At 65.0% G+C, this 24,617-nt stretch carries 15 protein-coding genes; 1 reads left to right on the top strand and 14 read right to left on the bottom strand.

Annotated features, from left to right (window positions below; all coding sequences use genetic code 11):
* The first annotated feature begins 416 nt into the window (after positions 1-416).
* Positions 417-929 (top strand): hypothetical protein, encoded by a 513-nt coding sequence (locus tag KXR83_RS03355; protein ID WP_437423582.1) that lies wholly within the window; start codon positions 417-419, stop codon positions 927-929.
* 7 nt (positions 930-936) lie between these two features.
* Here the strand turns inward: KXR83_RS03355 and KXR83_RS03350 are convergent, their stop codons facing one another.
* The 14 genes from KXR83_RS03350 to glf form a co-directional block, all read right to left on the bottom strand.
* Positions 937-2,235, bottom strand: a complete 1,299-nt coding sequence (locus KXR83_RS03350) for a lipase family protein (protein ID WP_437423581.1) — start codon at positions 2,233-2,235, stop codon at positions 937-939.
* A 106-nt stretch (positions 2,236-2,341) separates the two neighbouring features.
* Complete coding sequence (locus tag KXR83_RS03345) at positions 2,342-3,892, bottom strand: acyl-CoA carboxylase subunit beta (protein WP_437423580.1); 1,551 nt, start codon at positions 3,890-3,892, stop codon at positions 2,342-2,344.
* A gap of 6 nt (positions 3,893-3,898) precedes the next feature.
* Positions 3,899-9,241 carry a polyketide synthase Pks13 gene (pks13, locus tag KXR83_RS03340; protein WP_437423579.1) on the bottom strand — a complete coding sequence of 1,781 codons (5,343 nt, stop codon included), beginning with the start codon at positions 9,239-9,241 and terminating at the stop codon, positions 3,899-3,901.
* 13 nt (positions 9,242-9,254) lie between these two features.
* Positions 9,255-11,153: a long-chain-fatty-acid--AMP ligase FadD32 gene (fadD32, locus tag KXR83_RS03335; RefSeq protein WP_437423578.1), complete on the bottom strand. Its 1,899-nt coding sequence runs from the start codon at positions 11,151-11,153 to the stop codon at positions 9,255-9,257.
* Between the two features lie 318 nt (positions 11,154-11,471).
* Positions 11,472-12,467, bottom strand: coding sequence for an LLM class F420-dependent oxidoreductase (locus KXR83_RS03330; protein WP_023954845.1), 996 nt, complete (start codon positions 12,465-12,467; stop codon positions 11,472-11,474).
* Between the two features lie 125 nt (positions 12,468-12,592).
* Positions 12,593-13,570 carry a cutinase family protein gene (locus KXR83_RS03325; protein WP_437423577.1) on the bottom strand — a complete coding sequence of 326 codons (978 nt, stop codon included), beginning with the start codon at positions 13,568-13,570 and terminating at the stop codon, positions 12,593-12,595.
* A 34-nt stretch (positions 13,571-13,604) separates the two neighbouring features.
* The gene (locus KXR83_RS03320; protein WP_437423576.1) at positions 13,605-14,129 is read right to left on the bottom strand and encodes a DUF732 domain-containing protein; all 525 of its coding nucleotides are present in this window, start codon (positions 14,127-14,129) and stop codon (positions 13,605-13,607) included.
* A 162-nt stretch (positions 14,130-14,291) separates the two neighbouring features.
* Complete coding sequence (locus KXR83_RS03315; RefSeq protein ID WP_437423575.1) at positions 14,292-16,166, bottom strand: alpha/beta hydrolase-fold protein; 1,875 nt, start codon at positions 16,164-16,166, stop codon at positions 14,292-14,294.
* Positions 16,167-16,366: 200 nt separating this feature from the next.
* Positions 16,367-17,311, bottom strand: a complete 945-nt coding sequence (locus KXR83_RS03310) for an alpha/beta hydrolase (protein WP_437423574.1) — start codon at positions 17,309-17,311, stop codon at positions 16,367-16,369.
* A 422-nt stretch (positions 17,312-17,733) separates the two neighbouring features.
* On the bottom strand, positions 17,734-19,764 hold the full coding sequence (zomB, locus tag KXR83_RS03305) for a flagellar motor control protein ZomB (RefSeq protein ID WP_437423573.1): 2,031 nt from the start codon (positions 19,762-19,764) through the stop codon (positions 17,734-17,736).
* Positions 19,751-20,677, bottom strand: a complete 927-nt coding sequence (locus KXR83_RS03300) for a decaprenyl-phosphate phosphoribosyltransferase (protein ID WP_437423572.1) — start codon at positions 20,675-20,677, stop codon at positions 19,751-19,753. Before KXR83_RS03300 ends, zomB begins: the two co-directional genes overlap by 14 nt.
* Positions 20,674-21,267: a phosphatase PAP2 family protein gene (locus tag KXR83_RS03295; protein ID WP_437423571.1), complete on the bottom strand. Its 594-nt coding sequence runs from the start codon at positions 21,265-21,267 to the stop codon at positions 20,674-20,676. The genes KXR83_RS03300 and KXR83_RS03295 overlap by 4 nt, the downstream gene beginning before the upstream one ends.
* Positions 21,248-23,182 (bottom strand): glycosyltransferase, encoded by a 1,935-nt coding sequence (locus KXR83_RS03290; RefSeq protein WP_437423570.1) that lies wholly within the window; start codon positions 23,180-23,182, stop codon positions 21,248-21,250. Before KXR83_RS03290 ends, KXR83_RS03295 begins: the two co-directional genes overlap by 20 nt.
* Positions 23,179-24,453 (bottom strand): UDP-galactopyranose mutase, encoded by a 1,275-nt coding sequence (gene glf / locus KXR83_RS03285; protein WP_437423569.1) that lies wholly within the window; start codon positions 24,451-24,453, stop codon positions 23,179-23,181. Before glf ends, KXR83_RS03290 begins: the two co-directional genes overlap by 4 nt.
* Positions 24,454-24,617 lie beyond the last annotated feature (164 nt).

The following is a 24,617-nucleotide window of genomic DNA, read 5'->3' as shown; positions in this document are numbered from 1 at the left end:
CGGAGGAACTGGCGACCCGGCGACCACCAAGGCCCGAATCCCGCCGACACCCTCCGACTTCGGCCACAACCTCCGGTTGCAACCGGAGGAAGTGAGTGAAACCGGAGGAACTGGCGAACCGGCGACCACCAAGACCCGGTCCCGCCGACACCCTCCGACTTCGACGGAGGAACTGGCGACCCGGCGACCACCAAGGCCCGAATCCCGCCGACACCCTCCGACTTCGGCCACAACCTCCGGTTGCAACCGGAGGAAGTGAGTGAAACCGGAGGAACTGGCGAACCGGCGACCACCAAGGCCCGGTTCCCCACCGACCCCCTCCGACTCCGGCCACACCCTCCGACTGCAACCGGAGGAAGTGACAGCAGCAGGAGGACCTGCGGCGTCGCGGGGCGGCTGTGTGCAACGGTATGAGGATGGGAACGGTCGGGTCCACGCCAGTTGTACTACGCCTCTGGCGCACAACGTGGTTGCGGGCCGCCGTCATCGGTCTGGGCTTCGGATTCGTCGCGGTGCTCGGCTGGTATTTCATCACTCCCGGGATCACGGAGTCGTCGACCAAGGTGCACCTCCCGTCCGGCCGCGACCTCGCCCTCCACGTGCCGGGGTGGGTCTGGCTGATCCCCGCTGCCTTCGCGATCTGCGCGGGGCTGCTCGGCTGGGCCACAGAGCATTTCACCGCGCGACTCGGTGCGGGCACCCGCAGCGAGGTGCGCAGCCTCATGATGGTGGCGGGTTGCACGCTCGGTGGCGCAGCCATCCTGGCGACGATACGGCTGGTCCCTCACAAGGCCGTACTCGTCTCGGGTGACGGTCAGCTGCCCGACATCGGCTTCGGGTGGGCGTATGCGTTCCCCGTGGCAGGGTTTGCCATCGGGGTGATGCTCGCGGGTGGCATCCGGCATCCCGACGAGGACGACGACGTGTGAAGACCGTTCAACCCGCAGGTACCGGCGTGGGTTCGAGTGAGTTGCCGGGCGGTATGTCCGCGCACTTGTCGGGCGCTTGCACGCCTCGGAACCGTTCCAGCAGGAACACCGCCGCATCGCGCTGGAACTTGACGTACGCCTCCCGGTGGTCGTCGCCGTCGTAGACCCGGTAGTCCACCGACACACCCCGCGCGCAGTATTCGTGAGCAAGGCCCCGCACGTCTGCGGTGACCATCACCTGGTCACCGGTGTCGTCGGCCTGTCCCACCGCGATGAACATCGGCGCCCGCGGCGTGCCCGAGCTGCCCATGATGTTGTCGTTGCTCGCCTCCACCATCGACGGGATCTGGAGCAGGGAGGTGTTCGGGGTCTTCACCATTGCGGCGTCGGTCAGGCCCGGGTAGTTGTGCGCGAAATCGGCGATGCACAAGTCCGACACCGTGTTGACCAGGCGAGCACCATATGGCGAGAGGAACGAGTCGGTGTCGAGGTCATAAGTGCGGCTGTACGCACCGACCAGAGCCGGGATGACCCCAGCCCAGTCGGCGCCCCCGCTGACGTAGGTGAGGTTGTGCGCCATGTTCACCGGCAGGCCACCCGCGGCGGCCGACACAATGTTCAGTTCCGGCGAGTAGGCCGGCGCCACCTCGGCTCCCCACTGGGTGGGCACCGACCCACCCGAGTAGCCGATGAGTCCGACCGGTGTATCCGGCGCGAGCCCGAAGACCGACTCGGTCGCCCGGATCCCGTCCAGAGCGTTGTATCCGGACTGCCTGCCGACAGTCCACCCCTCTTGCAGGCCTTCGTAATCCGGCACGCTGACGATGTGGCCGGTGGCAAGGTAGCCCGCGATCACGGTCTCGGCGACCTCGGAAAGCATGTTGGGTTCGTTGCCACGCAGCGTGTACGAGGGATCGCACTCATCACCGAGGGCGTCATAGGCGACGTGATAGGAGATGATCCGCGCATCGGGTTGGGCTTCGATCGGGCGGAACATGGTGGTCACGGCCGTGCTGGGTTCGCCGTACTGATCGGTGGAGCGGTACAGCGCCTGGGTTCCCGAAATCGGGGTCCGCACCTTGCCGACAGCGAGTTTGATCTCACGCGTGCGCAGAACCGTGCCGGGGCGCAGATCGTCCAACGACTTGGTCCAGCTGTAGAACGCGTCGTCGGACGGCGACGAATTACCACCGCCTCTGACCGAATCCGACACCACGACGCCGGCGAACAGCAGCACCATCACCCCGAGCACAAGGCTCACGGGGGATTGCCGACCGGGCTCCCCACGATCTGAATGCAATCGCATGTGGGGGACTCCTTTGCCGGCACGTGCATACGCCGGCTAAGAGTTAACCAGATCACCGCCCGTCACCTGGGAACAGCTCTCCGTTCCGCCGCGGGTGGACCGCAGGTCAGATCGGCATCAGGAAGTGCTTACGCGGCGACCGCAGGATGTGCTTGTCCTTCAGCTGCGCCAACGCTTTTCGCAGTTGCAACCGAGTGCTCGACGGATCGATCACGGCGTCGATGTAGCCCCGCTCGGCGGCGAGGTACGGGGTCGCCATCATGGTGTTGTAGAAGTCGACGAAGTCCTTCCGGATCTTCGAAGCCTCTTCCGGCGTCGCGTTCTCGGTCTGCCGCCGGGTCAGGATGGTGGCCGCGGACTCCGCACCCATCACCGCGATCTTGGCCGTCGGCCACGCGAAGTTGATGTCGGCGCCGAGCTGCTTGCAACCCATCACCGCGTAGGCGCCGCCATATGCCTTGCGCAGCACCACGGTGATCTTCGGGACGTCGGCCTCCACGTAAGCGAACAGGAACTTGCCCGATCGCCGGATGGTGCCCTTCTTCTCTTCCTCGACGCCCGGGAGGATGCCCGGGGTGTCGACCAGGAAGATCAGGGGGATGTTGTACGCGTTGCAGATTCGGACGAAACGAGTGGCTTTCTCCGACGAATCGGTGTCGAGCACACCGGCCATCACGCTCGGCTGATTGGCCACCACACCCACCGAGATACCGTCCACCCGCGCGTAACCCGTGATGATGTTGGGCGCGAACAATTCGGCGACCTCATGGAACGCACCATCGTCGAACACGCGCAGGATGATGTCGCGCATGTCGTAGCCGGTGTTGTCGTTGTTCGGCATGAACGTGTCGAGTGAGAGGTCACTTGCGGTGATCTCCGGTTCCAGCCCGGGATTGATCACCGGCGCCTTCTCATGGCACGAGGACGGCATGTACTCGAGATAGTCACGCACCCATTCGAATGCGCTCTTCTCGTCATCGGCCAGGTGATGGATGTTGCCCCATTTGGACTGGTTGTACGAGCCACCGAGCTCCTCGGCCGTGACGTCCTCACCGTTCACCTCACGGAGGATGTCCGGCCCGGTGACGAACATGTAGCTCTCGTCCTTCACGCCGACGAGGATGTCGGTGTTCGCGGGGGTGTACACCGCGCCACCCGCACACTTGCCGAGAATGATCGAGACCTGGGGCGCCAGCCCCGACAACAAGTCGTTGCGACGGCCCATCTCGGCGTACCAGGCCAGCGAGGTGACCGCGTCCTGGATACGGGCGCCTGCGGAGTCGTTGATGCCGACCATGGGGCAGCCGATCTTGCCTGCCCACTCCATGATGGCCGAGACCTTGCGGCCGAACATCTCACCGACCGTGCCGCCGAACACCGTCTGGTCGTGCGAGAACGCTGCGACCGGACGGCCGTTGACCAGGCCGTGCCCGGTCACCACGCCATCGCCGTAGCCGCTGTCCGCGGCGCCGGGCATCTTGGCGAGTCGGCCGAACTCGACAAAGGTGCCGGGGTCGAACAACATGTCCAGTCGTTCACGAGGCGACGCGATGCCTTTGGCAGCCCTCTTCGCGACCGCCCGCTCGCCGCCGGGTTCTTTTGCCGCCTCGAGCTTCTCGCGAAGTTCCTTGAGCTTGCCGGCGGTGGTGTCAGTCAATCTGGGTCACTTTCTTGCGAGCTCTTCCAACCGTGCGGTCAGATCGGCACCGATTTTTCCGATGTAGGGTTCGTCGATGATCGCCAGGTGATCGCCTCCGACGTGGATGATCTCGAGATCGTCGACCACCTCTCCCCATCTTCCGTCTTCATCGATCTTGGCCCACTGCGGTTCGAGTTCGATTGCGCCATCATGCATCTTGTCGGCCCGGTAGAGGACCACCTTGCCGTCGAAGCGCGTCGGTTCCACCGTCGACAACGCGCGGTTGTCGAGGAAGCTGGTGCGCTGATGTTCGATGATGCCACCAGGGATCTTGGCGTCACTCATCGCCAGCATCTCCATGATGATCTTGAACTGGCCGTCGTCGTCGGCCTCCACCAGGCGGTCCATCGGGATCGGCACATCGTCGAGACCGTAGGTGCGCTTGGCGAAGTCCAGGTACCGCTCGAGGCGGGCCCTCTTGGTCTCTGGGGTGTCCTCGACCGGTTCGGCCGGGCGCACCACATCGATCAGGCCGACAAACGAGACCTCTTCCCCGGCTTCGACGAGTACCTGCGCGCATCCGTATGCCAGGGCGCCGCCGAGAGACCAGCCGACCAGCACGTACGGGCCGGTGGGTTGGATCTCGCGCAGCTTCGGGTAGTACTGCCGGACCCGTTCTTCGATGGTCCCCTCGACGCGGTCGAATCCGATGACCGGGACGTCCTCGGGCAGTCGCTTGAGCAGTGGCTCGTACGCGGCGGTGGAGCCACCGGCCGGGTGGAACACCAGTACCGGTGTGCGGTCTGAGTTCTCGGGGGTCCGGAGGTAGCGGACGAAGCCGTCCACCAGCCCACCCTCGAGATGCTCGCGCACGTAGTTCGACATCGTCTCGATGTTGTCGGCATCGATGACGTCTTCGATGTCGAGCTCGCCGCCCGCACGTTCGGACAACCGGGCCGTCAACTTCTCTGCGGTCTCGTCGTCGAGCACCGGGAGGGGGTTGAAGATGCCGCCGGCCGACTTTCCGGTGACCACGGCCCACACGCCGAAGGTGAGACGCTCGGCGGCATCTCGCGGTGGGACGTCCGCACCGGCCGCGGCAGCGACCGCGGCCGCGTTCTGCAGGTTGGCCTTCGGCTTGTCGGCCTGGGCTTGTGCCGGTGCCGGCTGAGCCGGAGCGGGCGCCGAATCCGCGGCGGCGACAGCCTCTGCGGGTGCGGGTGTGTCGAGAGACGCTTCCGCTCGGGGCTCGACGGCCTGGGGCTCGTCGGTCTGGGGCTTGTCGGTTTTGGTTCCCTCGGAGTTGATCAGTTCGGCCAATGCGGCGGTGTCCAATTCACCCTTGCCCGCTGCATCGGCGGCCAGCGCCTCCACCTCGTCGCGGTGCTCCACGGCGTAGGTGACGAACTTGACCACATCTTGGAGGTTGGCGTCGCGCATCGCCTGCAGTTGCAGCTGCGGGATGTCGAACTCCCACTCCGCACGGTTCTTGATGCGCATGGCCATCAGCGAATCCAGGCCCAGCTCGATCAGCGGGATCTCACGAGGCAGATCTTCGGCCTCGTAACCCATCGACTCTGCGACGATCTGTGCCAGCCGGTCATCGATGGTCTCGCCGGAGGCCGGATCCCACCGGGCGCCGATCTCATCGCTGATCTCTGGTTCGGTCACCAGCGTGTTGTCGACGAACCCGGACTGTTCGGCCGTCACAGGAGTGGCGGGGGCCGTCTGAACGGCTGCGGGAGCCGCTCCGTCGGAGACCACCACGGCGTCGAGCAGCAGCCGGAACGAATTGCCTTCGGCAGCATGCACTTGCAGCGCACCGCCGCCCGGGTGAGGTGCCAAGGTGGTGGTCAGCGTCGAGGCGCCCACCGGCTCACCGTGCGGGAGCACCGCCGTCACCTGCACATCGGAGAGCACCTGCGACGCAGCAACTCTGACGAGCTCGGTGAGGTCGGATGCCGCCGAGGCAGCGACCTGCCAGACGTGGCGACCGTCGGGGAGGGCCACATGCGATCCCGGAATCCTGGAATCACCCGATCCGGCCGAGATGTTTGCGGTCAGCCAGTACGGCTTGCGTTCGAACCGGGTCCGCGGGATCTCGGCGAAATCGCCCTTGCCGAACAGCGATCCGACGTCGACGGCATGACCGTGAACGTAGAGCTTCATCAGCGCGTTGATCACGCCGTGACTCTCGTCTTCCTTGCGGCGCAACGTCTCGATCAGTTCGGCGTTGTGGATGCCGACCGAGAAGGTCACGGCGGCAACGGAAATCAGTACCGCGGGGTTCGGCGACAGTTCGAGGAACGTGGTGTGCCCGTTCTCGACGGCCTTGGCGACGGCCTGGGAGAACCACACGCTGTGCCGCAGGCCCTTGGTCCAGTACTCCACGGCGTGCACCGGCTCGCTGCCCGGCCGGTAGAAGGTCTCGCGGTCGACCGAGCTGTAGAAGCCGATCTTCGGCGATCGGGGCTCGATGCCGGTGAGCTCGTAGGCGAGTTCACCGAGCAACGGGTCGGTCTGAGACGTGTGGCTGGCACCCTTCGTGGCGAGTTTTCGCCCGAGTTTGCCCTCGCTCTCGGCCCGCGCCACGATGGCGTCGACCTGCGGTTCAGGACCGCCGATGACGGTGTGGGTGGGTGCTGCGTACACGCAGATCTCGAGATCGGGGTAGTCGGCGAGCACACCGGTGATGTCATCGGCGCTGTACTCCACCAGCGCCATCAGCCGGATGTCGTCGCCGGTCAGCTGCGCCTCGGCCTCGCCCATCAGTCGCGACCGCTGGCAGATGACCCGGACGGCGTCCTCGAGGGACAGACCACCCGTGATGTAGGCGCCTGCCGCCTCCCCCATCGAGTGTCCGACGACCACACCGGCATCCGCACCATGGTGGCGGAGCAACTCGGCCAGGCCGATCTGGATGGTGAAGATTCCAATCTGAGACGTCTCGATCTCGTAGGCCACCGAATCGTCCAGGAACTGCTCGACGATCGAATAGCCGAGCTCCTCGACGATCAGCTTGTCGACCTTGTCCACCGCCGCGGCGAACACCGGATTCTCGGTGTAGAGCTGCTTGCCCATCTTGCGGTGCTGCGAACCGAAACCCGACAGCAGCCACACCGGCGACGCCGAATCCGGTGAGTCACAGGTGAATACGAGCGGACTGTTCTTGTTGTCCGCGACCGCCCGCATGCCCTTGAGCGCATCCTCGTGGGTGCGGGCCATCACCACCGACCGGGTACGTCCGTGGTTTCGGTGTGCCAGGGCCCGCCCGATGTCGGCAAGCGGCGTGTTCTTAGCAGCGTCGGTCTCGAGCCAGTCTGCGAGGTCGGCGGCGGTCTTGCGACGGCGCGACGGGAGGAACCCCGAAACCACCAGCGGGACAACCGAACCCTCGGCTCGGCACGGCGCGAAGCCTTCTGCCGGGTCCTCCTCGGATTGCGGCTCTTCGGTTTTCGCCGGTGTGGCCGCGAGCTGGCCCAGCGCCGCGCGTTCGGCCTCGGTGAGGAACTCGTCGAGGTCATCGTCCTCGTCGAGGAAGTCGGCGACCGTAGCCTGGGCGGCAACCGGCTCGTCGATGACCTCGGTGGCGGGTTCCCTCAGGTCTTCTGGCGTGACCTCTCGGACCACCACGTGGGCGTTGGTGCCGCCGAACCCGAATCCCGAGACACCCGCGATGGCGCGGCCGGAGTACCTGGGCCAATCAGCGGGCTCGGTGACAACACTGAGCCGCAGCGCGTCGAACTGGATGTACGGGTTGGGGCCCGCGTAGTGCAGCGACGGCGGGAGCTTGTCCTCTTGAAGAGCAAGGATCAGCTTGATCAGGCCTGCGGCACCGGCACCGGCTTCGAGGTGGCCGAAGTTGGTCTTCGCCGAACCGAGCAGTGTCGGCTTGGCCGCATCGCGCCCCTTGCCGAGCACACGACCGAGCGCGTCTGCCTCGATGGGATCGCCCAGAATCGTTCCCGTGCCGTGCGCCTCGATGTAGTCGACGTCGCGCGGATTGATGGCGGCGTCAATGTAGGCGCTGCGCAGCACCTGAACCTGAGCTTCGGGATTGGGGGCGGGCAGACCGTTGGAGCGCCCGTCGGAGTTGACGGCCGATCCCGCGACCACCGCGAGCACGTTGTCACCGTCGCGGCGGGCATCGGAAAGTCGTTTCAGCACAACGAGTCCGCCGCCCTCGGCACGGATCATGCCGTCGGCATCGGACGAGAACGCCTTGATGTAACCGTCTTTGGACTGCACACCCACGGAGTCGAACCCCAGCGTCGCGGCCGGGGTGATCAGCATGTTGACGCCGCCCGCGAGAGCGACATCGGATTCGCCGCTGCGCAGGCTGCGCACTGCCTGGTGCACCGCGACCAGCGACGAGGAGCATGCGGTGTCGAGTGCGATGGACGGCCCGCGGAAGTCGAAATAGTACGAAACCCGTCCCGCCACAATGGAAGTGGAGGTGCCCGTCAGCGCATACGCGGCGGTTTCGCCGGCACCTTCGGGATCGGAGACCGCCAGCATCTGGTAGTCGTTGGTGGAACTGCCGATGAACACACCGACCTGGCCGCCCTTGAGGTCACTGGCCGGGATGTGCGCGTGTTCCAGTGCCTCCCAGGTCAATTCGAGTGCGAGGCGTTGCTGCGGGTCCACCATCTCGACCTCGCGCGGCGACATCTGGAAGAAGTCGGCGTCGAAGCCCTTGACGTCGTCGAGGTAGCCGCCCTTGAGGTTGGCCTCGTCGAGCACCTTGGCGATCCGCGGATCCGACTTGAACTCTGTCCAGCGATCCTCGGGCAGGTCACTGATGCCGTCGCCGCCGTTGATCAGCAGGTCCCAGGTGGATTCCGGGGTGTGGCCCGCTTTCGGGAAACGTGTTGCCACACCGACGATCGCGATGTCGTCGTTCGGGTCCCGCGTGCGGTTGTACAGATCGTCGTCGTCATCGTCCTCGCGGCCCGCATCCGGGTCGCCTTCGATGATGCGCTTGGCCAGCGACGCGATCGTCGGATGCTGGTATGCGACGGTGGCAGTGAGGATGATGCCGGTCTTGTCCTCGATGTCGCCCGACAACGCAACCGCGTCGCGCGAGGACAGGCCGAACTCTTCCATCGGCCGGTCGTCGGAGACCTGGTCGACCGGCAGTCCGGTCGTGTCGGAGACCCACTGTCGCAGCCACTCCCGAAGCTCCGAGACCGTCAGGTCACCGGCCTTCTCGTCGTTCTGCCGTTCTTCGCCCGAATCGGTCGACGAACCCACCGGCGACACATCCAACTTGCCGTCGCCACTACTGTCACCCGGACCAAAACTCGACCCCGGCAACTTGTCCTCGGAGTTCAGGGGCTCATTCGTCGAACTGTTCAGTTCAGGCATCGGGTAGTCCAGACTATTGATTCTCGTGTGGCGCATCGGGGAACGCCGTCTGCTGGTAACCACCGCGCAGAGTTCCGTCGATGTACGCCGCCTTACATGCCCGTCGGGCGATCTTGCCGCTGGAGGTACGTGGGATCGAGCCCGCCGGAACCATCAGCACATCGCGTGCCATCACGCCGTGTCGCTGGGCGATCGTCGCGCGCACGGTGTCGGCCACCTCTTGCGGGTCGACCTTCTTGCCCGGTCCACGCTCGGCGACGATCACCAGCTGCTCGGATGCGTCGTCCGCGTCGAACTTGAGTCCGCTGGCGGAGTTCTGGAACACCACCTCGGGCAGTTCGTTGGCAGGCACGGCGAACGCGGCAACGAAGCCGGGCCGCAGAGCCGGGCTGGCTTCCTGCGCCGAGAACTCGAGGTCCTGCGGGTAGTGGTTGCGGCCGTCGACGATCACCAGGTCCTTGACCCGTCCGGTAATGTACAGCTCGTCCTCGAACCACACGCCGTAGTCGCCGGTCTTCATCCACTTGGCGCCCTGGGGCGAACCGGTGCTGTGGCTGCCTTCGGGCAGTGGGGCCGCGAGGGCGTTGTTGAACGTCTCCTCGGTCTCCTCCGGACGACCCCAGTATCCGTGGCCGATGTTCATCCCGTGCAGCCAGATCTCACCCACATGGCCGTCGGCACGCTCGGTGCCGGTCTCGGAGTCGACGATGACGGCCCACTGGCTCACCGAGACCTGCCCACACGACACCTGGGCCACCGCGCCCGGCGCATCCTGGTCGACCAGCTTGAAGTGGCCCTCGTTGAGTGCGGCGCGATCGACGTAGATGACCTTCGCCTCGTTCTCGCGCTTGGTCGACGACACGAACAGCGTGGCCTCTGCCATACCGTACGAGGGCTTGATGGCGGTCTTCGGGAGTCCGTACGGACCGAAGGCCTCGTTGAACTTCTTCATCGAGCTGACCGTCACCGGCTCGCTGCCGTTGATCAGGCCGATGACGTTGCTCAGGTCCAACTTCTCACCGGGCTTCGGGACGCCACGCACAGCGGCGTGCTCGAATGCGAAGTTGGGGGCGGCGGCGAACGTGTCGGCACCATCGGCGATGGCGGCCAGCTCCTTGATCCACCGGCCGGGCCGCCGGACGAACGCCTGCGGACTCATGATGGTGATGTACTTGCCGCCCAGCGCGGGCAGGATGACCGTGAGCAGGCCCATGTCGTGGAACATCGGCAGCCACGTCACGCCGCGCGAGTTGTGGTCGAACTCGATCGCATCGATCATCTGCAGTGCATTGGCGGCCACCGACTCATAGGTGATGACCACGCCGGCGGGCACCCGGGTGGAACCCGAGGTGTACTGCAGATAGGCCGCATCGTGGAGGGCCGGTTTCGGCTTGACCCACGTGTCGCCGACCGAATCGGGGACCGCATCGACGGCGATGACGCGAGGGCGTTCCTTCGCAGGCAGCGGCTTGAAGAAGTCACGGACGGCCTCGGCCGATTTGGTTGCCGTGAGGATCACACTCGGCTTGCAGTCGGCGAGCACCGCGGTGAGCCGGTCGGTGTGACCAGGCTCGTCCGGCGAGAACAGCGGAACCGCGATGTTGCCCGCGAACAGCGACCCGAAGAAGCCGATCACGTACTCCAGCGACTGCGGGGCCAGGATTGCCACCCGGTCGCCCGGCTGCGTGACCTGCTGCAGCCGCGCGGCGATGGCACGAAGCCGCTTGCCGAACTCGGCCCAGGTCAGGTCGATCGGCTCGCCGTCGCGTTCGCGGCTGTAGTCCATGAAGCGGTACGCGAGGGTCTCGGCCTGCTCGATGACATTGCGTTCCACGTAGTCGACCAGCGTCACGTCGTCGTCGAAGAACAGATTTCCGTTCTCGTCCAAGAACTGGTCAAACTCGTTGTTCATTCGTACTCCTGATCGCGACCTCGACGCCCCAGACACAAATCTGGTCACCAGCCCTGCGTGACAGTGTGTCCGCGGGGTGATCCACCTTGTGTTCGGCTTGCGTCACCTGTGAACGGTCGAGCTCAGCGCGCGGCACCATGTGCTTCATCGATGCCACACGCCTCGTCTCCAACAGCGTTCCCTACTTTTCTTGTCAAGCCAAATAGGACTCGCGGTCGCCGCCGACCCGAGCCAAACCTTCCACATCTTACCGGCCAGTACCACTCGCCTTGGGTACGGGTCGTGAGACAACCTACGCTTTCGCGACCACGAATGTGGCTACTCGCCCTTGAGTATCGGAATGATCGGTGCGAAGGCATCCATCTGCGTCGGGAACACCCCGACATACGACATGGACGTTCGCCTGCGCACCTCGCGGATCTGGTCGGCGATCTGCTCGAACGACCCGAAAGCAAGGTACGGCGAGGCCAGGATGTCGTCGACCGACAACTTGACGTCCATGGCGATGTTCGGCGGATAGCCCTGGTCGAGTGCGGCCAGCGCCATCTCCGCGGTCGCCTCGCGATCATCGGTGATCACAATCGTGGCGATGGTCCAGTTGAGTTCGATCTCGTCGAACCTGTCGCCGGCCGCCTGACGGATGCGGTCCACACGTTCGATGGTCTTCTCCATCGTCATGTCGGACAGCCGCAGCCGGCCGTCGGGCGTGGTGCCCGTCGCGACCGAGATGATGTCGGCGTGCTTGGCGGCAAGCGCCAGCATCTTCGGCCCGCCGCCGCCGACCGCGATCGGAGGCCGGGGACCCTGCCGCGGACGGGGACTGCCGACCAGACCCTTGATGTTGTAGAACTCTCCGGAGAAGTTGACTTCTTCGCCGCGCAGGAGTCCGTCGAGGATGGTCAGCGACTCATCGAGCCTGCGAATCCGGACGCCGGGCGACTCGAACTCGATACCGGCCTTGTCGAACTCCTCTTTCATCCAGCCCGCGCCGATCCCCAGCTCCAGGCGACCCTTGGACAGCACGTCGATGGTGGTGGCCTCTTTGGCCAGCAGGGCCGGGTGCCGGTATCCGTTGGCCAGCACCGAGGTGGCAAGCCGGATCCGGTCGGTGGCCTGGCTGAGTGCACCGAGGGCCGCGAGCGGCCCCACCTGGTTGCCCAGATGGTCGGGCACGGCGAACGTGTCGAATCCGTACTCTTCGGCGGTCTGCGCGAGTTTGACGAACTTACGCGCCCCACCCTCGTCACGGTTGCCCTCGCCACCTGCTCCGAACCGGAACTTACGGGGGCCCGGTGCGGCCTCGGCTGAAGTCATCGCAAGTCTCCTGGTTGTCGAACATGCCCGGTGGTCGTCGCCCATGCCTTACGGGCCCGGCTCGGCAGTAGACGATACTTCCGCACCTGATCAGCGCAAAATGCGCTCGATCCGGTCCGGCGGGCTCATTCGTGCTTGGGGAAAGGCGCCTTGTCGATCACGTCACGTGCCCAGTCCGTCATCCACTCCGTGGCCGGCTCACCGTCGTCGCTCCAGTACCGAGTGGTGTTGTACATCGCGTGTACCGGGTTGTTGACGGCACCCATCAACTTGCTGATGCCCTCGATCGGGTTGGCGATGGTGGGTGCATCACAGATCAGATCGCCTGGCGCACAAAGGGAGTACGTGCGGTCGGTGAGCTCGCCGAACCCGCCCGGGCGTGGCCCGGTCAGGTCGATCCCGGGAATCGGGAGGATGTCGAGAGCAATTTCCGCACCGACGCCGGGAGGATTGGGACCTACCGTCTCCACCTGATTCGGCTGACGGCGACCGTCGGCGATCAAACCGACGCCCACCACGAGATCGGCAGCAACCGGCCCTCGACCGTTACCGATCTCACCCGCGATGTCACCTGCGATGACCGCTCCCTGCGAGAAGCCCATCAGGACGAAGCTCGTGAGCGGACACTTCTGGTTGACCTCGGTGATCTTGGCGCGGGCCTTGCTGGTGCCCTCTGTCCGTGAAGTGTTGTAGTCGATCTGTCGGTCGGTCAGCACGGTCGGATTCCGGAACTGGGCCACATACGGCACCGTGTAGACGTCGGCCCGCGAGCTGTCGAACTCCTCTGCGAGCGGCCCGGACACCTTGAGCATCAACGAGTTCGGGTTCGCTGTCGGATTGTAGGGGTCGTCGTTCGATGCCGACTCCCACGTACCGGGCACCACGATCACCTGGACGTCCGGGCAATCGGCGGGCTGCGCGGTGGGTCGAGGCGCAGCCGACGACGGCGGCGCCGGTGAGGGCCCACCCGGTTGGCCCGGGTCGGGCCGAAGCAGGTTGATGATCAGGATGATCACCAGGATCACCGCGATGACGCTGAGGATCCCCAGGCCGAGGACGACGAACAGCAACGTGCGTCCCCGACTTCGCTTCTTACGTGTCATGTCGGCCGCTTTGTGGTTGTCATGTCGGCGACCGTCAGCAGTATTCGGCTTCGGCGGCCTTGATCACCTTGTCGGCGTTGGCCTGCGCCTTGGCCTCGTCGGTGGTGCCCGAGCCCACGAGCGGTACCACGATCACCTTGATGTCGGCCGGGCTGGCGCCCTGCTCCTTGCCCTGGCAGACCGCGGAGGCAGCACTGAGCGCGATGGCGTTGTCGGGGTCGTTGGGGAACTCGACGCCCTGCTTCTTCAATTCCGCGAGGTAGTCCTCGGTCTTGTCGTTCTCGTCGACGCCTTCGGGCACATTCGCCGAAGGCGGACCCGTCTCGGGAAGACCCTCGGTGTCGTCGGGTTGCCCGTCGCTGCTTGCCTCGGTCGACGTGGCCGTCGAGGCGCCCGACGACGGCGCAGCGCTGCTGGTGGCGCTCGCCGTACTACTGGTGGTGCTCACCGAATCAGTCGGCGCCGACGCGGTCGAATCGTCGCCGCAACCGGTGGCGAGCGCTGCGGTGATGAGCAGCGCGGCACCCGCGGTCACAACCCGAATGATGTTGCCTGTCATGTCACTTCCTTGTGTCTTCTCGCCGGGCGACACGGCGGGGTCCGGTGAGCCGGCGGACCGAAAACGCTCCGCCAGGCCGACCCGGACACCCCGCGCTGCGCGCCGGAATTCGCGCTCTGCGCCCTGAATACCTCCGCAAGGCTACAGAAGGCACCTGAGGAATCACTTGGCGGTGACGACCCCGTTCACGACCTCGATGGCGCCGCGTTCGAAGTTCACCCGGTAACCGCCGGTGATGTTCATCTGGTCGCTGACCGGATAGCCGAACTTGCCGTTCTCGAATCCGGCCTTGCCCCACGCGTCATAGATGGGTCCGAGTGGGATGGCGAAAGCACCCTTGGCCGGCGTCCAGTAGATGTTGCCGCCGTCGAATGCGTTGAACCGTCCTCCGTCGCGCAACCCGATCTCGTTGGTCTTCGGGAATCCGAGCCAGCCGCCCTCGAAGTCGAGCGTGGCGTACTTGTCCATGATCTTGCCCTGGACCGAGTGGGCACCGTTTGCCGGAGTCCAGTAGTAGCCGCCGACCTGGAATGCCTGCACCCGACCCTTCTTGTTGGGTGTGTCGATCTCATCCCCGGTCGGGTACTTCAGCGGTCCACGTTCGTAACCGGCCTTGCCCCAGTCGGCCAGGATCGCGCCGCCGACGGCATGCGCGCCGGTCTTCGCGGTCCAGTAGATGTTGCCGTTCTGGAAGCGGTTGAAGCGTCCGATCCGGTCCGGTGTCGCGAGTTCATCGCTGGTCGGGAACCCCAGCCATCCGCCCGGGCCTCCGGCAGCCACGTACGCGCCGCCGATTCCTCCACCGACAACCTTGGCGCCGGTCTTCGCCGACCAGATGATCCGGCCGTTGCGGAAGTCCTGCGCGCGTCCACCCGGCACGTCGTATTCGGGGGTCAGGCACTCTTCGAGCGCCTTCTTGTTGGCCTTGTAGACGGGTGCGATCGCGCCACCGGTCGAGCACGCCGGCCTGTCGACCCCGAGGCCGAGTGCACCTGCGGCCTGCGGCCACGCCTGCTGCATCTCGAACTGCCAGTACGGCCACGTGTGGGTTCCGGACGCGCGGTAGACCGCCTGCGCCGGGACGCCGAGCTGGTTCAGCTTGCTGGCGAACTGCTGCGATGTGACACGGGACAGCACCTCGAGGCCCACGCCCGCGTAGTTCGTCGCGAGGTACGGGATGGTCGACGGGGTGTCGTACTGACCGACCATGCCGTTACCGGACGAGACGTACAGGCTCACGCCCTTGAGCTTGTCGGCCAGCAGGTACGGGTCGTGTTCTTTCCACGCCGGGTTGGTCGGCGGTCCGAACATCTTGCTCGAGTCGTATCCACCGGCGTCGTTCATCGCGAACTGCACCGCCTGCGGCATCCCGAAGGAGCTGAGCTGCAAGATGCCCGAGAACGATGCGGCGAACTTGAAGAAGCCCGGATTGCGGCCGGCGAGCATCATCGCGGCGCTGCCACCCATCGACAGCCCTTCGACCCCGCGCACGTCGGTGGAGCGCCACTGATTCTCGAGCAACGGTGGGAGTTCCTTCGTCAGGAACGTCTCCCACTGGTAGTTCTTGCCGTTGTCCGGCTCGGCCCAATCGGTGTAGAAGCTGGACTCGCCACCAACGGGCAGGACAACGTTGACGTTCTTGTCCTTGTAGAAGTCCTCGATGTTGGTGTTGATGACCCAGCCGTTCTGATCTTCCTGGGCCCGGAGTCCGTCGAGCATGTACATCTGCGGGAACTTGTTCGCCGGACGGTAGTTCCAGTCGCGGGCGAGCAGCAGCTGAACCTGGATGTTGGTGCCCATCGCGGGCGAGTACACCCACATCGCCACGCGGCGGTCGGAGTACCAGAAGGTGTTGGTGATCTTGACCCCTGGCACCGGCGCCGGCGCCTGGAGAGCGGGAGCCTGCACAGCAGGCGCCACCGGACTCTGCGGTGCTGGGGCGGCGACCGCAACGGTCGAGGACATACCCAGCACTGTGCACACGGATACCGCGCCGGCCATCAGTCCCAGTGCGCCGCGCACAAATCTCTGCCGCATGTACCTCTACTCCTCAAGTCACCGTCACCACTGTGGTCTTGCTCTGCTGCCCTTTGTCACCCGGACGAAGCCCGGATCAAGGCGGACCGGCAGACAAAAACAGAACGTCCTACGTGTTTCTTACACGTAGGACGTTCTGTTTTGAGGTTGCCACACCTGTGACAGGTGTGAATTTTGTGACTAGAGGGATGTCACCACGATTATCCGCGGAACCAGCCCTGCTGCAGTGCTCGCCACATCATGTCCTGCCAGTAGCCCCACTTGTGGGTGCCGGTGACCGGGTAGTCGGTGGTGAGGTTCACGCGGTTCACGAAGGCCTGGACCTCGAACGCGCGGGTCTGGGCGAGCGACAGCACCTCGAGCGGCACTCCCTGCACGATGCTGACCGCGTTCTCGTTCTGGTTGTAGCCGCCGGGGATGCCGCTACCCGACGCGACGCGGACCTTCAGACCGTGCATCTTGGTGATCTGCACAAACGGGTCGTTGTCGTACCAGCGCGTGCTCCACGGAGGGCCCCACATGCTGTCCGCGTTCCACGGTCCGCCGTTGGCATCGAGCAGCGCGACGCGGATGGCCGACTTCATGCCCGGTGCCGACAGGTTCAGGTAGCCCGACATCGAGAAGGCGTGCGAGTAGTTCTGCTTGTTGTTGGCGCCGATCACCAGGGCGGCATTGCCACCCATGGAGATGCCGGCGATGGCGTACTTGCCGCCGGGGCCGACGCGGAGGCCGCGTGCGTCCATGCCCTTGACCAGGGTGTTGGTGATGACGCAGTTCCACATGTACTTGTACGGCTGGCCGTTGAAGTTGCTCGGCGCATTCCAGTCGCTGTAGAAGCTGGCGGGTCCGCCGACGGGCATGACCACGTTGACGCCACTGTTGACCATGTTCTGCACATTGGTCTCGTGCTCCCAGCCGCTGACGTCATAGGTGGCGCGCAGGCCGTCGAGCAGCACAACCGTCTTGTAGTTGCCGGCCTTGGACCAGGACCGGACCTTCACGGACGGCATCCCGCAGCCGTCGACGTTCCATTGCTGGAATCCGTTACCGGTGCCCCAGGCGTTGGCTGTGCCGGTGCCGGCAACAACCCCGACTCCGGCAATGGTCGCCAGTGCGGCGAAAGCAGCGATGAGGCGTCTGCCCATCCCCACTCGCCTCGACGGTGTGCTTACGCGCATCGAATACAACTCTCTCTCTGTCCAGCAGCGGGGCCTTGTCTGGTTCCATCTCGAACCACGGCCACGAGGGTCTTGAATCGGCACCAAAATTTTCAGGTGCCACACAGCTTGGCGGTCATCTGGCGATGCCGTCCTGCAACCGAACGGAGCCTATTAGATGCATCCCCTGCTGACAAACCCTGTGACCGGATCCACTCCAGCCTGGGTTGGCCACTTGACCAGGCCAAATCCGTGCTCTCCCTAACTATCGGACATGCGAAACGCCGCGTTACACATTCGAGACCTTGGCTTTTGCGGTTTTGCGGGCTCGGTGAGTTCACCCGCCGTCCGACGTCGATTCTCAGGGAAATCTCAGAATAATGTGGGCGATTGCACAGCATGTGGGATTCCTACCGGGGGTAGAGCGGCGGCGGGATGGGTAATTTGCACCGCTGCAGTTCGTACTCGGGGATCCGATCGATCCGGTAAGAGGTGAAACCGGCCGCCTGACGCAGGTTGTGCTTGAAGCGGGCGAATGACCACGGCTGGGAGTACGAGGCGATGAGGTCCTGGGTGGGTTTGCACGTCAGCGCGACCTTCGCCTGTTGCACGTGGTCGGCATCAAGATTCGCCGGCAACACCGGATACCTCGACCACGCGCCGGACTCGGCGATCACCCATTCGTCCTCGAGGTCTTTGTCGTGTCCGATCCGACCATCCGGAAGCCGGTCCGTGTGCGCCGCGATCGGGTACGACAGGCCCATCGGGTCGGTCACCCGCACATCGAGCGGCGCGTTCATGCTCGTCATACCGAGGTTGAGGTAGAAGACCGTGAGCTGTTTGGGGACTCCGGGCGGTGGCGGGACGGGTAGCGGGTCGAAGTACCACTCGTCGTAGTTCGGCGACGCCAGCAACACCCCACCGGTGTCGCTGTGCTCGGCGATCTCTTCGACCATCGCGCGGATACGCGGGTAGTTGAGGTAGTCGGCAGCCGTGACGGGGTGCTCCACCCCGATGTTCTGTATGTAATAGCGCCGCTCGTCGACAATGCCCTGCCTGCCAATCTCGGTACCGTTCTTCATCCCGGCCACATGGGACGTGGAAGCCGCCCAGACCACCGTGGTGATCCACAGCCCGGCCATCACCACTGTGCCGACCCAACCGGCGAGGTGACCACGTCCGACCCCCGCGGGCAGCGCGATCGGGATCACCATCACCGGGAGCATCAACAAGAAGAGCGGGACCAGCAGCACTCGGGCGTGCATGAAGTCGCCGCCCTGACGTACCCAGTAGAAACTCTCGAGCAATCCGCAGACGAGGATGAGTGCCACCACCGCCGCGGGGCTCTGCAGTCGGCGACTCCAGGCGCCGGCACGATCGCGCCAGCCGGTCTGTGCCGGGTTCTTCGCCAGATCGACTTGGCCTGAACGTGATCCGGAGTCCGGCACCTGCACCCGCTGGGTCTGCAGGTACCAGGCGAGACCCGCCGCGACCACTGCGACCACCAGCGGAAGCAGAAGTACATAAGGACTGAACATGTTGCCCAGGTATTTGAGGCCCTGCTCGTACTTCGACCCCGAGGCGTCTTTGGCCACGGCAGTGTTCGGAACAAGAAGGCCGTAGTAGCCCATCCGGAAGATCTGGTAACCGACCGGAACCACCGCGGCTGCAGCGGCAAATGCGAAGCGCATCCGCCACGTCATCGGCGCACACACCACAAGCAGTAACGCGAGGCCGCCGACGAGGGCGAGTTCGGGACGGATCAGCGGGGCCAGGCCCGCGTTGAAACCGAGCAACAGGGTGGTGACCACCTGTTTGCGTCCCTGAAGGGTGCCGCGATCCGGGAGAGGCCGTTGACTCCAGGCGACCAGCTGGCACCACAGGACCGCTGCCCAGAAGATGCAAAGGGAGACCTCGAGACCGCTGGTGGCGAAGTCACGCGCAGGCGGGAGCGTGATGTAGACCAGCGCTCCAAGAGGCAGCAGCAACATCCAGCCGGGGTTGACCGGGCCGGATCCCTTGCGGATGCGATAGAGCCGACCGGTGCCGTACATGGCGATCGGGACGGCCGAGATGGAGAGGACCAGGGCTATCCACAACACGACGTACTCGGTCTGGGCGTCGGTGATCCAGCTCCAGAACCAGATCAGGTACGTCCACACCGTCGACGTGTTGGCCTCGACACGCTCCCCCTCGTTGAAGACGGGTCCGTTGCCGGCCAACAGGTTGCGGACGGTGCGCAAGACGATGAGACCGTCGTCGGCGATCCACCGGCGCTGCCATGCGCCGTAACCGAAGATCGCGCCGACCACGACAGCACTGATCCACAGTGAAACGGTGGCCGGATTGACGCTGCGGCCGAGCACGCGTGGTTCAGCTACCGGCCGATTCTCAACTGCCGGCCGGTGTTCCGCTGATGGCCGCCGTTCAGCTGATGGCATAGACCGCGACACCCACGCATACTATCCACGCGATTGCCAGCAGCTGGAGAACACGATCGCCGAGCGCAATTTCTTCGGGTTCGCCCGCTTGACCACCGTCGACGTCCACTGCGTATCGCAAGATGGCGATGGTGAAAGGCACCATGGACAGCGCGTACCAGACGTTGTCGTCGTGGCCGCCGTCCGTGTCGAAGGCCCACATGCCGTAGCAGAGCACCACCGCGGTTGCGGACAATGTCCAGACGAAGCGCAGGTAGGTGGTGGTGTAGTACTCGAGGCTCTTGCGGATCTTCGCGCCGGTCCGTTCGGCGAGCTGCAGTTCGGCGTACCGCTTACCGGCCGCCATGAACAGCGAACCGAAGGTCATCACCAGCAGGAACCACTTGGACAGACCGTTGGGTAGATCGGCGGCCACGCCACCCGCGACCGCACGGAGCAAGAAGCCCGACGAGACGATGCAGATGTCGATGACGGGTTCGTGTTTGAGGCCGAAGCAGTAGGCGAGCTGAATGGCCATGTAGATGCCGATGACCACCGCAAGCTGCCAGTTGGCCAGGAACGAGATCCCGATCGACGCGACACCGAGCACGACGGCGAGCACAAACGCCAGCTTGACCGGGACCACCCCGGCCGCGATGGGGCGGAAGCGCTTGGTGGGGTGATTGCGGTCGGCTTCGACGTCCAGGGCGTCGTTGACGAGGTAGATGCACGAGGCGACCAAGCAGAACGCGACGAACGCGATGGCCGTCCGCGCGAGGATGTCGGGTTCGTCGACCGCTCCGGCTGCCACCGGTGCAGCCAGGACCAGGACGTTCTTGACCCATTGCCGCGGGCGGACAGCCCTCACCAGACCGGTCGCCAGATTCTTCGGCGGGCCGCGCACCACGTCGTGCTCGATCGGCTCCTCGCTCACAACATTCCTCGGCTCTCTGTTCTCGTCAGTCTTTCACCGGCACCGACCGCGGCCGCGCAGGCGGCACCGATCAACGCACCCCCGATGACGTCGGTCGGGTAGTGCACGCCGAGCACCAACCGCGACAGCAGCATGGGCGGAACCAACGCAGCGGGGAGGGCGGCAGGAGGCAATCCGGCGGCGCGGCCGATGAGGATGGCCGCGGCGGTGGTCGATGTGGCGTGGCTGGATGGGAAGCTCAGCTTGCTGGGCGTCCCGACCCCGATCTTCACGTCGGCATGATCGGGGCGCTTGCGCCTGACGATGCGTTTGAGCACCACCGAGGCGGCATGGGCGCCGAAGGCTCCGACACCCGCGGCCACCCACAGGTTCCGACCACGGTCGTCGCCGCGGATCTGCGCGATGGCGGCACCTGTGCCCGCGACCGCAAGCCAGCCCAGTGAGTGTTCACCGAAATGCGACAGTGCCCGTGCCGAAGCCACGGCACCCGGCTTGTCCACGAACACATTCTGTACAGCCACAAGGACTTTGGTCTCGCCACTCATCGGCGCGAACGCCGCGGGATACGTATCAGTCGATTCCGAAGACACGTTCCCAGCTCTCTTTGCTGACCAGGTCGGCTTGGGCAGATCGGTACGTCTCCCGCATCTCGGGGAACCGGGCCTTCAGCTCGCGAACCAGGGCAGCTGATTCCTTTGCCAGCGCGACCATCTTGTCGCGGTCACGCTGCCGGTAGACCACTCCCCGACCGTCCGCGGTGGTGACCGTGACCCCGTCGACCCGGCCGAGACTGAACCAACGGGCCTGCAGCGGTGGATAGTTGGCCTGCGGCACCTCGTGATGGCGAGGATCGGCCGGACGCAGATTATTGACGATGCTCGCGCTCAGCGAACGGATCTTCGCCACCGGGTTGAGCGGGATGGTCATGCCGTACGCGGTGGCCTCACCGGTGGTCGGCGGTAGTTCGGTGGCCGAAGGCAGCACCACCGCATCGGGGTACTCCTTGCGCATCGCAGCGATCTTGGGCAGCGCCGTCGGCAACAGGTCCCGTACGTGTTCGGGGCCGGCAAGGAAGTCGCGGATCGCCTCGTTCTGGATGGCGACCGTCGAATACTCAAGGCAGAGCAGGTGTTTGGCGGTTGCCTTCGCCATCGACTTCAGGATCCCGGCGATGGACCCGTCGTGGTGGATGGCCGCGACGACCAGGCGGTTACGCAGATGGAAGTACGCCTGCCAGTCGATGGCGTCGTCTTTGTCGCTCCAGGCCATGTGCCAGATCGCGATGCCCGGGATGGTGGCGGTGGGATATCCCGCCTTGCCCGCGCGGAGGGCGAACTCCCAGTCGTCCCACTTGATGAACAGCGGCATGGGCAAGCCGACCTTCTCGGCGGCCTCCCGCGGGATCATGCACATCCACCAGCCGTTGCCGTCGACATCGATGCGACGGTGCAGGTTCTTGGAGCGGTCGCGGTCGCGCAGCGGGTATTGCGCGAAGTCGTGGTCGTAATCGACGTAGGGCGCGCTGGTCCACATGAAGGTGTCGTGGTTGATCACCTCACCCATGCAGTGCAGATGACTGCGGTCCTGCAGATTGAGCATCTGCCCACCGACGAGCATGGGCGACTTGGCGAATCGGGACATCGCCAGCGCACGCAGGATCGAGTCGGGCTCGATGCTGATGTCGTCGTCCATGTACAGGATGTACGGACTGTCGGTCAGCTTGAGGGCCTCGTACATGATGCGCGAGTAACCGCCCGAGCCGCCGAGATTGCCCTGCTTGAACATGTGCAGCCGGTCGCCCAATGCTGCTGCGGCCTCGGCGAATCCGGCCTCTTCGGTGACCAGTTTGGTTCCCTGGTCCGGCATCATCACCGCATCGATGACCTCGTCGACCAACGGATCGGAGGTCAGGGCCCGCAGGGCATTGACCGCATCGGTGGGGCGGTTGAAGGTGGGGATACCAACCGTGACGCGCTTGGTGTCCGGACCGACGGGAGGATCGATCGGTGCGTACCAGCCGGCCGATGTCACCTCGACGTCGGTGTCCGTGGTGACGTCGAACCAGATCCATCCGCCGTCTTCGAACGGCTCGAGTCCCACCTCGAACTCGATGGCGCCCTTGCCGTTCTCGTCGACGGGCACCAGATTGCCGTCGACCGCGATACGCGAACCGTCGACCTTGGAGCGATAGACGTCCACTCGACACTTGCCGACGAGCTCGATCCGCAGCACCACCGACTTCAGGACAGTCCACCGACGCCAGTACGAGGCGGCGAAGGCGTTGAAGTAGGTCTCGAAGCTCACCTCGGTCTCGGCCCCGAGCACCACCGATGTGCGGGTGGGAGCGTGTGCCCGACGGGCGTTGCTCGTGGCTTCCACCAGGTACAGCGAACGCACGTCGAGTGGCTCGCCCTGGCGCGGCAGGATGACGCGTTGCAGCAGGTTCTTGGCTGCGTCGTACGTCTGCGGATTCTGTGATTGCTCGGCTGCAGTGGTGACTGTCAAGAGTTACCCTTCTCCGGTGGGGTCGAGCCGGCCTTGGTGGAGCCCGGCTCCGCCTCTGGCTGCGTCTCCGCCAGCGGCGCACCGGTTTCGAGATGCGGCGCCAACGTGTTCTCGTACATCGTCAGCGCACTCGCGATGGCCATGTGCATGTCCAGGTACTGATAGGTGCCGAGCCGGCCGCCGAACAGCACCTTGCTCGACGCGGTCTCGCGTTTGGCCCGGGCCCGGTAGGCGTTCAGCTTCTCGCGGTCCTCGGGGGTGTTGATCGGATAGTAGGGCTCGTCGCCACTCTCGGCGAACCGGCTGAACTCCCGCATGATGACCGTCTTGTCGGCCGGGTACTCACGTTCGGGGTGGAAGTGGCGGAACTCGTGGATGCGCGTGTACGGCACGTCGGCGTCGTTGTAGTTCATCACCGGGGTGCCCTGGTAGTCGCCGGTCTCGAGGACCTCGGTCTCGAAATCGAGTGTGCGCCAGCCCAGCTCGCCGTCGACGAAGTCGAAGTAGCGGTCCAGCGGGCCGGTGTACACAACAGGCGCGTCGGGGCTCTGTGCCCGCAGCTCGTCGCGAACATCGAACCAGTCCGTGTTCAGCCGCACCTCGATGTTGTCGTCGGCAGCCATGTTCTCGAGCCACGCGGTGTATCCGTCGACCGGAAGTCCCTCGTAGGTGTCGTTGAAATAGCGGTTGTCGAAGGTGTACCGCACCGGCAAACGCGCGATGTTGGCCGCCGGCAGCTCGGTGGGGTCGGTCTGCCACTGCTTTGCCGTGTAGTGCTTGACGAAGGCCTCATAGAGCGGACGGCCGATGAGGCTGATGGCCTTCTCTTCGAGGTTTGCGGCCTTGTCGGTCTCGATCTCGCTGGACTGCTCGGCGATCAGGGCTCGCGCCTCGTCCGGCGTGAAGTACCGCCCGAAGAACTGCGACACCAGGCCGAGCCCCATCGGGAACTGGTAGGCCTGCCCCTGGTACATCGCGAAGACGCGGTGCTGGTACCCGGTGAAGTCGGTGAACTTGTTGACGTAGTCCCACACCTTCTTGTTCGAGGTGTGGAACAGGTGGGCACCGTATTTGTGGATTTCGATACCGGTGGTGGGCTCGGGCTCGGAGTACGCGTTGCCACCGATGTGCGAGCGGCGGTCGAGAACCAGGACGCGTTTGCCCAGCTGGGTCGCGGCACGCTCGGCGATGGTCAGTCCGTAGAAGCCCGATCCGACGATGATGAGGTCGTAGCCTGAGGTGGTATCGGAACTGGAGCTGTCGGGGGTCACGGGTGTTCAGCGTAACGGACCGGCCCCGCAGCTCCGACCCGCCACGGGCCATGCACGGACAACAAAGCGGGTGTTCTGGGGAACATTCCGGGGTCCACGGCACTCCTATCACCGACCAACATGCCGCGCGCCGCCCGCGCAGCGGCACCCACGACCGAGGAGAA

It is taken from the genome of Williamsia muralis (assembly GCF_051487485.1).
In the GTDB taxonomy this organism is placed as follows: domain Bacteria; phylum Actinomycetota; class Actinomycetes; order Mycobacteriales; family Mycobacteriaceae; genus Williamsia; species Williamsia muralis_B.
The sequence above is the reverse complement of the archived record's forward strand: the minus strand, read 5'-3'. Positions and strand labels throughout refer to the sequence as shown.

Excerpts from the sequence above, each read along its gene's own strand:
- KXR83_RS03355 (WP_437423582.1), top strand. The coding sequence starts at position 417 with ATGGGAACGGTCGGGTCCACGCCAGTTGTACTACGCCTCTGGCGCACA.
- KXR83_RS03350 (WP_437423581.1), bottom strand. The coding sequence starts at position 2,235 with ATGCGATTGCATTCAGATCGTGGGGAGCCCGGTCGGCAATCCCCCGTG.
- pks13 (WP_437423579.1), bottom strand. The coding sequence starts at position 9,241 with ATGCCTGAACTGAACAGTTCGACGAATGAGCCCCTGAACTCCGAGGAC.
- fadD32 (WP_437423578.1), bottom strand. The coding sequence starts at position 11,153 with ATGAACAACGAGTTTGACCAGTTCTTGGACGAGAACGGAAATCTGTTC.
- KXR83_RS03330 (WP_023954845.1), bottom strand. The coding sequence starts at position 12,467 with ATGACTTCAGCCGAGGCCGCACCGGGCCCCCGTAAGTTCCGGTTCGGA.
- KXR83_RS03325 (WP_437423577.1), bottom strand. The coding sequence starts at position 13,570 with ATGACACGTAAGAAGCGAAGTCGGGGACGCACGTTGCTGTTCGTCGTC.
- KXR83_RS03320 (WP_437423576.1), bottom strand. The coding sequence starts at position 14,129 with ATGACAGGCAACATCATTCGGGTTGTGACCGCGGGTGCCGCGCTGCTC.
- KXR83_RS03315 (WP_437423575.1), bottom strand. The coding sequence starts at position 16,166 with ATGCGGCAGAGATTTGTGCGCGGCGCACTGGGACTGATGGCCGGCGCG.
- KXR83_RS03310 (WP_437423574.1), bottom strand. The coding sequence starts at position 17,311 with ATGGGCAGACGCCTCATCGCTGCTTTCGCCGCACTGGCGACCATTGCC.
- zomB (WP_437423573.1), bottom strand. The coding sequence starts at position 19,764 with ATGCCATCAGCTGAACGGCGGCCATCAGCGGAACACCGGCCGGCAGTT.